This window comes from Priestia sp. KCTC 13724 (assembly GCF_056820425.1).
Genome location: NZ_JBXDLD010000019.1, coordinates 1 through 14,518 on the forward strand (window position 1 = coordinate 1; position 14,518 = coordinate 14,518).

15 protein-coding genes, 2 pseudogenes and 1 riboswitch are annotated in these 14,518 nt (G+C 36.9%); of the genes and pseudogenes, 4 read left to right on the forward strand and 13 right to left on the reverse strand.

Going from position 1 to position 14,518, the window contains the following annotated elements; genetic code table 11:
- The first annotated feature begins 86 nt into the window (after nt 1–86).
- A complete protein-coding gene (locus tag AC1UFB_RS03000) occupies nt 87–470 on the forward strand; it encodes a MauE/DoxX family redox-associated membrane protein (protein ID WP_412760532.1) in 384 nt (127 codons plus the stop codon).
- A gap of 52 nt (nt 471–522) precedes the next feature.
- On the opposite strand, the gene AC1UFB_RS03005 is transcribed toward AC1UFB_RS03000, so the two are convergent.
- The 7 genes and pseudogenes from AC1UFB_RS03005 to AC1UFB_RS03035 form a co-directional block, all read right to left on the reverse strand.
- A complete protein-coding gene (locus AC1UFB_RS03005; RefSeq protein WP_100347680.1) occupies nt 523–765 on the reverse strand; it encodes a hypothetical protein in 243 nt (80 codons plus the stop codon).
- Nucleotides 766–793: 28 nt separating this feature from the next.
- Nucleotides 794–1,564: a hypothetical protein gene (locus AC1UFB_RS03010; protein ID WP_100347679.1), complete on the reverse strand. Its 771-nt coding sequence runs from the start codon at nt 1,562–1,564 to the stop codon at nt 794–796.
- 121 nt (nt 1,565–1,685) lie between these two features.
- Nucleotides 1,686–1,940: pseudogene (locus tag AC1UFB_RS03015) on the reverse strand (hypothetical protein); the annotation flags it as partial.
- Nucleotides 1,941–2,164: 224 nt separating this feature from the next.
- Nucleotides 2,165–3,817, reverse strand: a complete 1,653-nt coding sequence (locus AC1UFB_RS03020) for a DUF2339 domain-containing protein (protein WP_482588486.1) — start codon at nt 3,815–3,817, stop codon at nt 2,165–2,167.
- A gap of 80 nt (nt 3,818–3,897) precedes the next feature.
- Nucleotides 3,898–4,815, reverse strand: a pseudogene (gene splB / locus AC1UFB_RS03025) (spore photoproduct lyase); the annotation flags it as partial.
- A gap of 114 nt (nt 4,816–4,929) precedes the next feature.
- Complete coding sequence (locus AC1UFB_RS03030) at nt 4,930–5,172, reverse strand: transcriptional regulator SplA domain-containing protein (RefSeq protein WP_025910468.1); 243 nt, start codon at nt 5,170–5,172, stop codon at nt 4,930–4,932.
- Nucleotides 5,173–5,242: 70 nt separating this feature from the next.
- Nucleotides 5,243–6,202, reverse strand: a complete 960-nt coding sequence (locus AC1UFB_RS03035) for a LacI family DNA-binding transcriptional regulator (protein WP_100347675.1) — start codon at nt 6,200–6,202, stop codon at nt 5,243–5,245.
- Between the two features lie 78 nt (nt 6,203–6,280).
- Here AC1UFB_RS03035 and AC1UFB_RS03040 point away from each other — a divergent pair, with 78 nt between their 5' ends.
- A complete protein-coding gene (locus AC1UFB_RS03040; RefSeq protein ID WP_153301172.1) occupies nt 6,281–6,424 on the forward strand; it encodes a hypothetical protein in 144 nt (47 codons plus the stop codon).
- A gap of 20 nt (nt 6,425–6,444) precedes the next feature.
- On the opposite strand, the gene AC1UFB_RS03045 is transcribed toward AC1UFB_RS03040, so the two are convergent.
- The 4 genes from AC1UFB_RS03045 to AC1UFB_RS03060 form a co-directional block, all read right to left on the reverse strand.
- The gene (locus AC1UFB_RS03045; protein ID WP_198511894.1) at nt 6,445–6,792 is read right to left on the reverse strand and encodes an avidin-fold protein; all 348 of its coding nucleotides are present in this window, start codon (nt 6,790–6,792) and stop codon (nt 6,445–6,447) included.
- A 97-nt stretch (nt 6,793–6,889) separates the two neighbouring features.
- Nucleotides 6,890–8,200, reverse strand: a complete 1,311-nt coding sequence (locus AC1UFB_RS03050; protein ID WP_482588489.1) for a Na+/H+ antiporter NhaC family protein — start codon at nt 8,198–8,200, stop codon at nt 6,890–6,892.
- A 78-nt stretch (nt 8,201–8,278) separates the two neighbouring features.
- Nucleotides 8,279–8,382, reverse strand: a riboswitch (SAM riboswitch).
- 113 nt (nt 8,383–8,495) lie between these two features.
- Nucleotides 8,496–9,257: an ABC transporter permease gene (locus AC1UFB_RS03055; RefSeq protein WP_062686455.1), complete on the reverse strand. Its 762-nt coding sequence runs from the start codon at nt 9,255–9,257 to the stop codon at nt 8,496–8,498.
- The gene (locus AC1UFB_RS03060) at nt 9,250–10,161 is read right to left on the reverse strand and encodes an ABC transporter ATP-binding protein (protein WP_100347673.1); all 912 of its coding nucleotides are present in this window, start codon (nt 10,159–10,161) and stop codon (nt 9,250–9,252) included. Before AC1UFB_RS03060 ends, AC1UFB_RS03055 begins: the two co-directional genes overlap by 8 nt.
- Nucleotides 10,162–10,307: 146 nt before the next feature.
- Between AC1UFB_RS03060 and AC1UFB_RS03065 the strand changes: the two genes are divergently transcribed.
- Entirely contained in the window at nt 10,308–10,748 is a 441-nt protein-coding gene (locus tag AC1UFB_RS03065) for a YtoQ family protein (protein WP_025910476.1), read from the forward strand.
- A gap of 279 nt (nt 10,749–11,027) precedes the next feature.
- The gene (locus tag AC1UFB_RS03070; RefSeq protein ID WP_025910477.1) at nt 11,028–12,647 is read left to right on the forward strand and encodes an ABC-F family ATP-binding cassette domain-containing protein; all 1,620 of its coding nucleotides are present in this window, start codon (nt 11,028–11,030) and stop codon (nt 12,645–12,647) included.
- 35 nt (nt 12,648–12,682) lie between these two features.
- Here AC1UFB_RS03070 and AC1UFB_RS03075 read toward each other — a convergent pair whose 3' ends face one another.
- Together AC1UFB_RS03075 and AC1UFB_RS03080 are read right to left on the reverse strand one after the other, a co-directional pair.
- Nucleotides 12,683–13,414 carry a polyphosphate kinase 2 family protein gene (locus tag AC1UFB_RS03075; RefSeq protein WP_328101711.1) on the reverse strand — a complete coding sequence of 244 codons (732 nt, stop codon included), beginning with the start codon at nt 13,412–13,414 and terminating at the stop codon, nt 12,683–12,685.
- A 59-nt stretch (nt 13,415–13,473) separates the two neighbouring features.
- A complete protein-coding gene (locus AC1UFB_RS03080) occupies nt 13,474–14,469 on the reverse strand; it encodes an LLM class flavin-dependent oxidoreductase (RefSeq protein WP_482588532.1) in 996 nt (331 codons plus the stop codon).
- Nucleotides 14,470–14,518: the final 49 nt, after the last annotated feature.

The window sequence follows — 14,518 nt, forward strand, 5'->3', positions numbered from 1 at the left end:
TGTTTGGATATTCACTTTTTTGGCTCTTCATTAGGAAAGATATAAAACTGAAAATTCAAATAAAATTTATGCAACACTAGTGTATCATGTTATATTCTGGAATTACAAAATTCGTGGATGTTTTTCAATTTATTAATACATTGTCATATTATAAATACATACCGAATCAATTACATGTGATAATTGGTTATATTGTTCCTATATTAGAGGTTTTGATTGGATTATTAATATGGCATAGGCCTTTGAGGAACTATATGCTTTTCACATATAAAATTTTAATTTTCTCTTTTATTCTACTTTTAATTATTCACTATGGATCTTATATGCCCTATGGCTGTGGTTGCCTTGGTACAAACGATGCTGAGACAATTGATTATTTAATAATACTTAGAGATGGGATATGTATAATTCCTGCATATATATACTCAATACTAGCAAAGCAGAGGATTTTCATAACCGAACAAACATAAAACAAAAAGAGTGTCTAAAAAACCTTGTAAGGTTTAAGACACTCTTTTTGTTTTACATATTTAACGAAGTGATCAAAACAATAAAGAAACCTATTAAAAATGCTAGAGTAACAAATGTATACTTCATTTTTTTATTTTCACTTGAAATGAAGTAAGGTATTGTAAATGCTGTTCCTATTACGACTACATATAAAAAGAAGTCTGAATAAGGTTTAGAATAGGTTACTAAATATCCAATTAGAGCTGCGCAAATAATAACAATATTATACATTGCTTTTTTATTTGTAAAAGCCATATAAATCACCCTTTCTTATTATTGGAGATTAGGGATTTAATGAACATCCTGCTGCATAACCACCTAAACATCCTAAACATGCACCACATGCATATGGACTTGCGAATAAGCATCCACCACCTGCTGCTTCACATACTTTTTGAGCCCAACTTGGCATTTGTTTATAACGGCTCTTTAAACATTTTTGAACATCTTGCCAATATCCGGCTGCAGCTGTGTCTTGTTTGATAAATGCAGTATCGTTATCTAAAAAATTTACTTTTTTTGCTTGTTGAGTTTCTGCATCAACTTCAACGTTTACTACATCTGTACCATCAATTGTACCAACAGTAAAATCAAAATCTTTGCTTTTTGTCTTTTCGATATCTAAGAATGTAGGTTTATGTAATTCTTTAGACTCTTTATTATATCCTACTACCATATACTGCTTTTTATCACCGTAATTCGAGTTTGATTTCAAAGGAACAAAGATTACGGATGGAGCATTTTCATAATCAGACATAACAGTTTCATTCCATGCAAAATCATTGACTCCGTAAATAGATAATCCGTGTGATTTCCAATCTTTCACGTCATGTTTAATTTTATTTAGGATTTTAGTATCCTTGAAGTCTTTTGCTGCTGTTCCCTTATTATTAGGGTTTTGACATGGTAAACAGTCTTCCGAATTGTTTTTTGAGTTCTCTGTGTTAGCTGATGCATCATTTTGACTAAAAGCCTTAAAATTAATAGAATATGGCTGAAGTAAAAATATTGCTGCTACAAAGAGAGTTGTTAAAATTAGTTTAACTTTTTTCATATTATGTTACATCCCTTTTTTTAACAAGTAAAATAATAACATAAAATTGTATAATGTTAAATAAATTGTTTATTTTTGTTTAAAAAAGAATTATTTTCTATTCTAAGAGTTTAATAGTGTCTTAACAAGGATAAAGTTGAATCCCACATTTAATAAAACAGAAAATAGCAAAGATAGAGGTTAAGGCTGCGTCAGAATCGCTAAAATTTGTATAGATGACTTTTACAAGCTCAGAAATTAAATAACATATACCTACTATTGCTGGAGCTAACAGAAGAAACATATATACTAGCCCTTTCTCCATGCTTTTCTTGAATAATGCAATATCCCTGTCATGAAAGGCTTTCACAATACTAGGATAGATCATGGTTGCTACCGTTACACCAAAAGGAGCATCTCATATCTTAACGAGATATGAGATGCTCCTTTTACAAGTCATTGTTCTATCTTTTCTTTTCGTCCAACAATCCAAGCTAACGATAAAGTTGAAAACGTTACTATAATTGCAGTTAACATACCTACACGCACCTCTTTTTTCCTTATAATTACAGTATGACATAAAATTAAAATAGAATCTAAGGGTATATATCAAATATAAAGTTAAGTCATTTTTTTATGCAAAATTCTGGATACGATAAGACCAATTCCACCTAACGCAATGAATAAAACAGCTCGGATGGCTAAAGGAATGAACGGTAAATCATAAAGAACAAGCTTAATTAAAGTAAGAAACAATAAGCTAATTCCAATATAAGTACCCGCTTTGAATGATTTTACTATACCAATAGATAAACCAATGATAGCTAGTAAAATCCACGAAAATGTCAGAGCTAATGTTTGAGTATTGGTCGATAACGCTTCTGTGAAAAGTTGAACTTCCTGCGTGACAAAACTTAAGGTTAAAATGGTAAATAAAATACTGGTACTTGCTACAAACAAGGTTGATTTTTTCATTGAATTATTTTGAATAAACACTAAAAAAAGCATTGTGCCTAAAAAACCAAGCCAATTTAATGTCGGTTGTGAAAATACCGCCTCAATTGGTATCGCCATAACAGCAACTGCGCTGATTGTGTAAATTGCATATCCCACAAATTTCTGAATTGGATTGTTATATTTATGTGCTAAATAACAAGTAACAGCTCCTTGAATAATATAAAGCAACAGTGCATCTTCTTTATTAAGAAGCTGATTAATCAAAAACGCAATGCCAATGACTAAATAGCTCATAAAAAAGTCAAATTTCACCTTTTCTGTTTTATATACCTTAATACATAGGGCATATACTACAATAAGTACAGCAATTATAATGGTAACAGTTGTTTTTTCCATCGTACTACTTATCCAGCCATAAACGATAAATAAGCTTGCCAAAGTAGTTGAGGCATAAATAAACTCATTCCCCTTGCGAACGGCTGACAGTAAAAGTAAACAGACATGTTGAATAAGAAGAGCTGCTCCTAGAAGGGATGTAAACTCTACAAACCAACCATATACTAACAACACTACATTCAAGAGTATTGCCGCTAACCCATATAACACATGATAATTCAATCTCCACGCAATGAACGCAAAAGCGAGGTATAAGAGCGTTTCGTAGCTAATAAACACAAGTTGATTGGGTGAGTTACTTTCTATTAAGAACGGTACAAGCACCCCGCCAATTATGCTAATGATCCCAAGCGCTTGTGAACGATAATAAACAGTCATGCCAAGCCCTGCTACAACCCACAGCGCGTTTAACATAAATGCAAACGAAGGCCCAATCATTCCATATAAACTATGCGCTGCAAACGTTGTTAGCATTAGGATTGGAACGGCCCCACCAAGGAGCACTTGCCCTAATACAGAGCGTTTTTTTACAATTTGCAAATGGCCAACACCTACAAATGCGGCGCTTACAATATATCCTAGCGTAACCTTGACACCTTCACTCATTACCCCGTAGTCAGAAGCAGCTTTAAATCCCCAAAGAACACCAATTATAAAAACAAAAATAAAAATGCGGGGCAACCATATTTGAAAAAGCTGTTCTTCCCAATTCGTTGATTTTTTCACTTGTTGTTCATAAACTTCAGTTGGCTTCATCGGCTGATGAGAAACCGCTTCTTCATGATTTGAAGGTTTCTTTGCCTGCACTGTAAATTCTGTTTTGCTCCCATATTGATTAGTAAGTAGTTGCTTTAACTCCTTTACTTCCTCCTCTAATACCGTAATCTTTTTTTCTAGGTTCTCTATTCTTTTATGATCCATAACATCTCTCCCTATAGCTTTATCAATTACCAAATTATATCATTTTAGTGTTTTTTAGGATATCTCTTTTCAATTTAACAATAGCGTCCCCACTTATAGCGACGCTCTTCTTCATTCATTTGTAGCTTAGACTTTGGATAGTTCTTTTCAATGACACGTTTGGCTGGTTTTGTAAATCGATGCTGAATCATTTCAAATGTAATATCATCACGCGATTCCTGTGGAATGGAAGCATCCAGCTTTTCAAATAGCTCGCGATACCCATCTCTCCATCCCTCATGGATATAGATAGGTGCTACGATAAACCCCAGAGGATACCCCGCTTTTGCCACTTTGTTCGCTGCTTCAATTCGGTAATCTAACGGTGACGTTCCAGGTTCAAAATATTTAATAACATAATCAGCATTCACGCTGAAACGAAAGCGCGTTTTACCGTTATGTTTAGCATCAAGAAGGTGATCTACATGATGAAATTTTGTCACAAAGCGAAGTTGTCCTAAATCGCTTTCTCCAAAATATTCAATGGCATGCTTGAGCGTATGAGTTAAGTGATCAATACCTACAATGTCAGACGTACACGCAGCCTCAAAACGCGTAATTTGTGGTGCTCGTTCTTTCATGTATTGCTCAGCTCTATCTAGAATTTCTTCTACATTTACATACGTTCTGATGTACGGCTTACTTCCCATCGTCGTTTGTAAATAACAATAGTGACAGTGTCCCATACACCCTGTTGCAAAAGGAATTGCGTATTCTGCCGAAGGCTTGGACGTATCAAAATTTAGCGTTTTACGCACACCCACAACAAGCGTTGATTTTGCATTGCGATACTTTTGCAGGTGATTGTCTCCAGGAATATTTCGAACCTGGTTATGAGACGTTGTTTCGCGAATTTCAATGCCCATTTTTTCAAATTTATCTTTTAGCTCTACGCCTAGCGGATATTCTAAAGCACGTGGCTCAATATATACTAATTGCGGTACAAACGGTTTTATCACATTCATCACTTCCCTTTACTTTTCACTTCATGACATTTAGTGTTCGAAAAAAGGAATGGCATATGCTTGTTAAATGTAGGCTAAAAAAGGGCGCTGTTTAAACAGCGCCCTTTTTTAGCCTTCGTACGGTCCGTAATCAAATAGTTCGTTATATGCTCGTTCTGCTTCTTCATAGCTTGTGTATATCGCATCATCATCTGATAATAAGTGATACGACTCATGTAAAAGCAGCGCAACGTCGCTGTTATTTTCAGGATGCTGAACTACTTCTCCCTGCGTAATATTGGCTACGTTTGCCGTATGAGGATTTCGATAGATCACAAAAACTTGGTCCCCAACATGATATTCTTTTTTCATTATGTCACCTTCTCTATTTCAGCTTTATTTCTATAGTGTCCGCACATAGTGACTTTATAATGGTGCTTTTTTACACTGTCTGACGTTCAATAAGCTTAAAAGGAAGTTCAATGTATTGAAGACTTTTATCAAGCACAAGTTTAAATAAATGCTCCCCCATTTCAAAAAGTGGTAGCTGAATAGTAGTAATGTCTAAATAAGCTGTTAACGGATGATTATCAAACCCAATAATCGCAATGTCTTTGGGCACTGATAAACCTTCTTTCTTACAGCGAGTTATAACTCCTACTGCAAGCTGATCATTGGTAACAAGCAATCCTGTTGGCCGGTCGTCCATTGCAAGCAAACGATCTACAATCATATCTCCATCTGTTATGTATAAGCAATCTGTGAATACCCACTCTTCTCGTATCGGTTCTTGCAACCTCTTCATAAAATCACCGTAAGCATTAGCTCGCTGTTCACTGTTTGTACCACTCATCCTGCCTACGCAGTAACCAATTTTCTGATGTCCGTGCTCATGCAGGTAAGATAGGGCTTTTTCAAAAGCTGCGTAATGATTAACGTACACGGACGACACCTTTTTAGCTTTTCCGTCTTCGCATACAACAACAGGGCCATACGATTGATACTCGCTAAGAACACTCCAATCATTTGCTCTAGAGCAAATGATGACACCATCTACCTGCTTGGTTTTCAACATATGAAGTGCTTCAATTTCCTTCTTTACATCGTAAGCTGTTTGGCACAATACAAGCTGACAGTGAGCGCTAAGTGCTTGCTTTGAAACCCCTTCAAGTATGACGCTAAAGTATGGGTGATTAATAAATGGAAGAACAACTGCAATCCGATTAGTCTTTCCTTTTGATAAAGTAACCGCATTGCTATTTTGCTCATAGTTGAGCTCATCCACGACTGCTTGTACACGCTCTCGCTTCTCTTCGCTTACATAAGGGTGATTGTTCAAAACTCGCGATACGGTAGAAACGGATACCCCAGCTTTCTTTGCAATATCTCGAATATTTACCATTTTTCTCTCCTTTTGCTCTTGTTCTGAAACGCGTTTCATCATTTATGCTGTTTTTATTATAACGAAAGGTGGTCATAAATGATGCTTGGATTGGTTATTTTATTTGTTTTATGCGGAGTTGAACTTTTACTAGCTATGGTAGCTTTAAAGCAAAAACCAGATTTATGGAAGGAGGTTGAATTCGAAGATTTTTATGATTTTTACGATTCAAAAAAGCGATAGAAACCTATCGCTTTTTCTAATTATTTATGTACAACCTCTTCAGTGATTGATCGACCTTTTGTCTGATCTATATCTAACCATTGCCACTCTTCATGTAGGCAAATCCTTCCGTCTGGCAAAACCTCCGGTGTAGAAAAGCATGTGCCTCCGCGAATTTCATAAGCTATGTTAACATGCTGATAGCGGAATGTAAGACAGCTCTTTTCGTCTATAGTCCCAACTAACGTCCCGTATAAAACGTCTCCACCTTCATACGTTGCGTGAATAATTCTGCCTTCTTGCTCATAGCGAAAGGTCGTATGAGAAGATACTTCACCGTTATCCGTATTCTGTACAGAGCGAAACACTCGATTCCTAAAACAAATCATCCTTTCACCTCTTTTTCAATATTCTAACATTTTAACTCTAAAAAAAGATGACATCAACCCTTCTTTCCGGTTGATGTCACCTAATGAAATGATGAAATTAAGCTATTTGTTTTTTAGCAGGTTGTTTATGAGTAAGCTTTGGATAATTAAAGACAATCGCTAAAATTCCAAATATCGCTGTTAAGATTGGATAAAATGCGAATGGCATTAGTTCAACTGAGGATACTTTTGCAAATTCTGATGCAATTAGCATTTGCGCTCCATATGGAACAAGTCCCTGCACGCTACATGAAAATAAGTCAAGTATACTTGCTGACTTACGGTTATCGATTTCGTATTCATCTGCAATCTCTTTTGCTAAAGACCCGACCGTAATAATTGAAATTGTGTTATTAGCTGTCGAAAGATTTGTCGCGCTTACTAATCCAGCAATACTAAACTCTGCGCCTTTTCTTGTTTTAATATTACGTGTTAATAGCCCAAGCAAGAAATGGATCCCTCCATTATACTTAATAAGTTCAACGACTCCACCAATTAAGATGCTGAGAATAATGAGTTCAGCCATACCGCCAATTCCTGTTGTAATAGCTTTTGCAAAGGTTGCTAGCGTATAGCTTCCGTCTGCCAATCCAATAATTCCAGCTACAACAATACCCCCTGTTAAAATTGCTAACACATTTAATCCAAGCAATGCTGCAACCAGCACTCCTATATAAGGAAGCATTTTTACAAAGCTAAAACTTTCAACATCTACATTAGAATTATTTCCAAGCGTCATTACTAATAAAAGAACCATTGTAATAATTGCTGCTGGTAATACAATTAGAAAATTCACTTTAAATTTATCGTTCATTTTTGTTTTTTGCGTACGAACCGCAGCAATTGTTGTATCAGAAATAATGGATAAATTATCTCCAAACATTGCACCGCCGATAACGGCTGCTACGGCTAGTGCTGCAGAAATATCCGTTTCAGCACTTACTCCAACTGCAATTGGTGTTAGAGCCGCAATGGTACCAGTAGAAGTACCCATCGCAAGTGAGATAAAAGCACCGATAAAGAATAATCCAACAACAAGCAAGCTTTGTGGCAAAACAGATAAAGCAAGGTTAACCGTTGAATCAACCGCTCCCATGCCGCTTGCTACTTCTGAAAAAGCGCCCGCCAGAATAAAGATAAAGACCATAATCATCAAGTCCGGATGACCTGCGCCTTTAGCAAAACGCTCAACCTTCGCATTTAGCGTTTCTTTCCGGTTCATCGATAAGGCAACGATAGCCGCTACAATAATTGCTACAAGTACAGGAAGCTTATAAAAATCACCTGTAATAATCCCCGAGCCTACAAACAAAGCTAGAAATACTCCTAGCGGCAGCAGTGCCCAACCGTTTTCTTTTTGTTTTCCCATGTTTACACCTCTTTGCATAAATAAAAGACCTCTTCATCAAGAAGAGGCCCTCTTATAATTCTTTATAAGAATACGCTCTTCTCATCTTTCAAACAAAATTGTTTGCTGGATTTGGCACCGCACTCTGTGAGTCAGTTGCCGAGACATCATCGGGCCAGTCCCTCCGTCTCTCTTGATAAGAAGTATAATATTTTTTAAATTTATTATTCAAAATTAACTCTTAACTACTTTAATATCTTTTACTTTCCTTGTCAAACACTATTGTAGAAAAACAAAAAGAAAGAAAATTCAAATATCAATTCGCTACGTCTCGCTTTAAGAAAAACAGCCAAGCCGTTCCAACAAAGAAGAGTAGATGAGCTATAATAATCAATAGAGAAAACGGTAGGGTCATCCCAGGGAAATACGTTTGATTTCCATCCATATATTGACTAAGGTTGGTGTTAGCAAACAGTAAAATAATTCCCCACTGTACTTGAAACTCAGATAAAATTCCAGCAAGCATTTTTGCTCCTACTCCAACAACAATGCCAAGACCAACTGCTAATGCACTATTTCTGAATACCGACGATAGCATAAACGCAAAAGCAACCATCATAAAGGTTTCAAGATATGAAACACCATATGCAATCCAGATACCTTGTCCTTCTTGACCATTAAAAGCTCCTCCTGAAAAGAAAATAATCCCCCAAATGATTGAAAATAAAAAGAAGGCAGCCAAATAGTACAAGCTAATAAAAATGCTAGTCAGGTATTTGGATAAAAGAATAGTTGAGCGACTCTTAGGACGAATTAATAGAAGTTTAATCGTTCCTTTTTCAAATTCAGATGCAACAATCGATCCAGCAGCGGCTACAGCAAAAAATTGGACAATAATTAAAAAGTTTGAAGTGAAAGCAACAAAGCCTGGCAACGTTTCTGTAATTCCAGCATTTGTTGTAATAGCTCTCATTATAAGAGCCATTCCAAGCGTTAAGACAGCGATTGCCAGAAATACGACTTTCGTGCTTTTTTTCATAAACCACTTCATATGTTCATTTTGTATTAAATTAAGCATTGAAATCTCCTCCCGTAACAGACATAAACGATTGTTCTAGCGATTCATAAATTGGAGTAATTTGGTATACTTCAATGCCTTCTTCCACTAGAAGTTTATTAATAGCAGCAGCCTCTTTCGGTTGAGCTTGTACAGAAAACTGCTTTTCTTTTATTGCACAAGTGTAGCCTTGATTTGATAGCAGATTTTCTGCTTTTTCTACAGCATCAACTGCAAATACAATCGTTAGGTTCTCTTCTGTATTACGCTTAGCTAATTCTTGAACAGATAGCAGTCTGCCGTCTTGAATAATCCCTACGCGATCACACAAGGCTTCCACTTCTTTCAACAAATGGCTAGCAATAAGAATTGAAATTCCTTCTTCTTTGCACAACCGCTTTAAATATGTTTTAAATTCAATCATTCCTGCTGGATCCAAGCCGTTAGTAGGCTCATCTAGTAGCAGTAGTGACGGTTTATGTAGAATAGCTTGTGCAACTCCGAGGCGCTGACGCATTCCGAGTGAATAAGTCTTTACCGGTTGGTGAATGCTTTTTTCTAACCTTGTTAGCTCGACCACTTCATCGATTCGATTTGCAGACACACCGTGCATTCGTGCAAAATGCTTTAAATTTTGATAACCTGTCAAATATCCATAAAACTCCGGGTTTTCAATGATTGCACCAATTGATTTGACAGCTTCATTAAATTGTTTGCGCTGGTCATGATTGTTAATGGTAACGTCTCCTGTTGAACTTACTAAACCTACAACTGCTCGAATAAGCGTAGTTTTACCCGAACCGTTTGGACCTAGTAACCCAAAGATTTCTCCTTTTCGCACAGACAATGATACGTTATCCAAAATAATTTTATTGCCAATCTTTTTCGTGACGTTATGAACCTGTAGTACCTCTCTCTCTGACATAATGTTCATCCTCTCTTCTATGTAATCCGTCTTTTATTTTTCCTTGTTTTGAGGTATTTGTCTAGATTAAAACAAACCATTCGTTTATTTTTCATTTTTTTGGTAAGCTATACGTATATATATTTTTTTATAAAGGGGATGCCGTTATGGAATTAGTCGTTTATTTAGCAGGACAAATTCATGATAATTGGAGAGACGATATCAAAAAGCAAGCGGAGGACTTAAAGCTTCCAATTACGTTTGTAGGACCGATGACGGACCATGATCGCTCGGATAATATCGGCGAAGTCATTTTAGGTAAACAAGACTCAGCTATTTTAAAAGATGAAGCCGCTTCAGCTTTTAACAACTTGCGCACAGAAGTACTGCTTAAGAAATCCGACGTAGTCATTGCGCTTTTCGGTGAAAAATACAAACAGTGGAATAGCGCAATGGACGCGGCTACAGCCGTTGCATTTAACAAGCCCCTTATCCTTGTACGTCCAGAAAAACTGCACCATCCTTTAAAAGAACTTTCAAACAAAGCACAAGTTGTCGTTGAAACACCAGACCAAGCAATTCGTGCACTGGCTTATATCTTTGAATAAGGCTGATTCATAAGTATTTTAGTTAATGAGATATCCGAACGATCGCTAACCTGCAATCGTTCGGATATTTTTTGTTCGTTCCCAAAACAAGTTAAAAAACTTGTGGAATGGAGCGTAAGACATTCGGCTCCTGCCAGAAATAGAGTAAAAGCTGAGCCTCCTTGACGTTATTCCTTGGTTCATGTACACTTTATGTTCAATTTATTGCTATTGATATCGCTCTTGTAAAGAAAGAATGATATAATTTGATAGATATTGAATTTGGAGGATTGCTCATACATGATTACAGTTAGTAATGTAAGCCTACGTTTTGCAGACCGTAAGTTATTTGAAGATGTAAACATTAAGTTTACGCCTGGTAACTGCTACGGATTGATTGGAGCGAACGGTGCTGGAAAGTCAACATTTTTGAAAATCTTATCTGGTGAACTTGAGTCACAAACTGGTGATGTACATATGGGACCTGGCGAACGCCTAGCGTTCTTAAAACAAAACCATTTCGAATACGAAGAATATGAAGTATTAAAAACCGTTATTATGGGTCACGCTCGCTTATATGAAGTGATGCAAGAGAAGGATGCTATTTATATGAAAGCTGACTTCACTGATGAAGATGGAATGAAAGCAGCTGAGCTTGAAGGTGAATTTGCTGAACTTAACGGTTGGGAAGCTGAATCTGAAGCAGCGATTCTTTTAAAAGGTTTAGGCGTTTCTGAAGATCTTCACGATAAAAAAATGGCTGAGCTGACAGGTAGTGAAAAAGTAAAAGTATTACTTGCTCAAGCTTTATTTGGCAAACCTGACGTTTTACTACTAGATGAGCCGACCAATAACTTAGATATTCAGGCAATTCAGTGGTTAGAAGAGTTTTTAATTAACTTTGAAAACACAGTAATCGTTGTATCCCATGACCGTCACTTCTTGAACAAAGTGTGTACGCACATTGCGGATTTAGATTTTGGTAAAATTCAAGTTTACGTTGGTAACTACGACTTCTGGTATGAATCTAGCCAGCTTGCTCAAAAAATGGCATCTGATGCTAATAAGAAAAAAGAAGAAAAAATTAAAGAACTTCAGGCGTTTGTCGCTCGTTTTAGCGCCAATGCATCAAAATCAAAGCAGGCAACATCTCGTAAAAAATTACTTGATAAAATTACGTTAGATGATATCCGTCCATCTTCTCGTCGTTACCCATACGTAAACTTTACGCCAGAGCGTGAAATTGGAAACGACGTACTGCGAGTTGAAGGTTTAACCAAAATCATTGATGGTGTTAAGGTACTAGATAACGTAAGTTTTACAATGAATCGAGAAGATAAAATTGCGTTAGTTGGCCGTAACGAAATTGCAAACTCAACGCTTATGAAGATTCTAATGGGTGAAATGGAAGCAGATAGCGGTACATTTAAATGGGGTGTAACAACATCTCAATCGTTCTTCCCGAAAGATAACTCTGAGTACTTTGAGAATAGCGACTTAAACTTAGTTGAGTGGTTACGCCAATACTCACCACAAGATGAAAGCGAAAGCTTCCTTCGTGGATTCCTAGGAAGAATGTTATTCTCTGGTGAAGAAGTACTAAAGAAAGCCAATGTATTATCTGGAGGCGAAAAGGTTCGCTGTATGCTTTCTAAAATGATGCTAAGTGGTTCAAACGTTCTTCTTTTAGACGATCCTACCAACCACTTAGACTTAGAATCGATTACGGCATTAAATAACGGATTAATGAGCTATAAAGGTGCAATGATTTTCACATCTCATGACCATCAGTTCGTTGAAACAATTGCGAATCGCATTATTGAAATCACGCCAAACGGAGTGGTTGATAAGCAAACAACATATGATGAATACCTAACAAACACAGACTTACAAAAACAAGTTAAAGGTATGTACGCTTAATCATAAAAAGGTGACGAATATTCGTCACCTTTTTACTATACTTGAATTCCACGCTCCATCAATTTTTGTTCAAAGTAAGAAATCATCACGCTTAAGGTTTTGACTCGCGCATATTGCTTATCGTTACCTGCAATAACAAACCACGGAGCTTGATTCGTATTCGTATATTTAAACATATGCTCTACCGCTTCTTCATACTCGTCCCACTTTTTTCGATTACGCCAATCTTCTTCTGTTAACTTCCAGCGTTTAAAAGGATCCGCTTCCCTTTCTTTAAAGCGCTTGAGCTGCTCATCCTTACTAATGTGGAACCAAAACTTTGCTACAATATAGCCGTTATCCGTTAACGTACGCTCAAACTGATTAATCTCTTCGTACGCCCTTCCCCACTCACTTGTTGAAATTAAATTTTCAACGCGCTCGACGAGTACGCGTCCATACCAAGAACGATCAAATAAAGCTATTTGCCCAGCGGGCGGCAATCTTGTCCAAAAGCGATGAAGATAGTGATACCTACGTTCATCATCAGTTGGTGCACTAATCGGATACACGTGAAAGCCTCGGGGGTCCAACTTTTGTGTAATACGCTTAATAGCTCCCCCTTTCCCTGCCGCATCCCACCCTTCAAACGCAAATATAATAGGTACCTTTTCCATATAGATAATGTGTTCTAACCGCAATAAGCGTAGCTGCAAAGATTTTAGCTTTTTTTTATATTCTTTTTTAGATGAAATCTTTTTAGACAGATCAATATCTTCTAAATTCATATAATCACTCCTACCTACTAGTCAGTAGTATAGTATGAACGTTCTAGGCTGTAATTATGTTATTGAAACATCTTGCTAATGAGCTCATAAGAATGTAGCTTCGCCTGGAAATCGTGAATGTTAGTAATGATTAAGAATTCATCGTTATTATATTCATTTTGTAAGCGTAACAATTTAGCATGAACAGTTTCTGTAGATCCTACAATCATTCGACTCCTATTTTTCTTTATTTTTTGTTTCTCATATTCAGAATACACGCGCTGGTTGACTTCATTAATAGAAGAAACCTTTGTATCTTTTCCTTTTTCTACTTTGAGCAACCAATCATCAAGCGTTTTGGCATGTTGCTCCGCTTCTTCGTCTGTATCAGCACACACCACAAATACGCAAACGTTCGTGTGAGGCACTTGCTGATAGTCTGATGGAACGTATTCTTGTCGATAGTGTTTCAGGGCTTCTTTTCCTCCAATAGGAGAAATAAAGTGACCAAACGTAAAGGAAACGCCAAGTTCCCCAGCTGCTCGCGCACCTCGTTTGTTAATGCCTAGCTGCCACATCTCAGGCTTAGTATCACTTTTGGGATAAGCTGTTACCCCGTAATAAGGGTGATTTTCAGGAAGGTTTTGCAGCAAATGTCCCTGTAGCGCTTGAATTTGACGTGGAAATTCATTCAGACTTTTTCGTACTCCATCTGTTAATGCTAACCTCGTTAGTGCATCGCCTCCTGGAGATCGACCTAACCCCAAGTCAATTCGCCCTGGAAACAAATTCTCTAATAACTGTACGTCTTCAGTCACTTTATATGGGCTGTATTGAGGGAGAAGCACGCCTCCAGAGCCAATTCGAATCGAACTTGTTTGAGATGCCAAATGAGTCATTAATAAAAGTGGCGAAGAGCCTGCTAACCCATTTGTATTATGATGTTCAGCTACCCAAAAGCGATGATATCCTAGTCTTTCTGTCCACTTTGCTAGCTGTACCGTCTGAGCAAGCGCATCTTTTGCTGTTTGGCCGCTTGATATTGGAGACTGATCTAATACGCTTAAAATCATAATTGATATCACTTCCTTTGCTTTTATTTTAAAAGAAAGAGGCTTGCTCGTC

Coding starts and splice junctions, on each gene's coding strand:
- AC1UFB_RS03075 (WP_328101711.1), bottom strand. CDS start 13,414: ATGAATTTAGAAGATATTGATCTGTCTAAAAAGATTTCATCTAAAAAA.
- AC1UFB_RS03030 (WP_025910468.1), bottom strand. CDS start 5,172: ATGAAAAAAGAATATCATGTTGGGGACCAAGTTTTTGTGATCTATCGA.
- AC1UFB_RS03050 (WP_482588489.1), bottom strand. CDS start 8,200: ATGGGAAAACAAAAAGAAAACGGTTGGGCACTGCTGCCGCTAGGAGTA.
- AC1UFB_RS03065 (WP_025910476.1), top strand. CDS start 10,308: ATGGAATTAGTCGTTTATTTAGCAGGACAAATTCATGATAATTGGAGA.
- AC1UFB_RS03070 (WP_025910477.1), top strand. CDS start 11,028: ATGATTACAGTTAGTAATGTAAGCCTACGTTTTGCAGACCGTAAGTTA.
- AC1UFB_RS03045 (WP_198511894.1), bottom strand. CDS start 6,792: ATGATTTGTTTTAGGAATCGAGTGTTTCGCTCTGTACAGAATACGGAT.
- AC1UFB_RS03060 (WP_100347673.1), bottom strand. CDS start 10,161: ATGTCAGAGAGAGAGGTACTACAGGTTCATAACGTCACGAAAAAGATT.
- AC1UFB_RS03020 (WP_482588486.1), bottom strand. CDS start 3,817: ATGGATCATAAAAGAATAGAGAACCTAGAAAAAAAGATTACGGTATTA.
- AC1UFB_RS03040 (WP_153301172.1), top strand. CDS start 6,281: ATGATGCTTGGATTGGTTATTTTATTTGTTTTATGCGGAGTTGAACTT.
- AC1UFB_RS03010 (WP_100347679.1), bottom strand. CDS start 1,564: ATGAAAAAAGTTAAACTAATTTTAACAACTCTCTTTGTAGCAGCAATA.
- AC1UFB_RS03000 (WP_412760532.1), top strand. CDS start 87: ATGTTATATTCTGGAATTACAAAATTCGTGGATGTTTTTCAATTTATT.
- AC1UFB_RS03055 (WP_062686455.1), bottom strand. CDS start 9,257: ATGCTTAATTTAATACAAAATGAACATATGAAGTGGTTTATGAAAAAA.
- AC1UFB_RS03035 (WP_100347675.1), bottom strand. CDS start 6,202: ATGGTAAATATTCGAGATATTGCAAAGAAAGCTGGGGTATCCGTTTCT.
- AC1UFB_RS03005 (WP_100347680.1), bottom strand. CDS start 765: ATGGCTTTTACAAATAAAAAAGCAATGTATAATATTGTTATTATTTGC.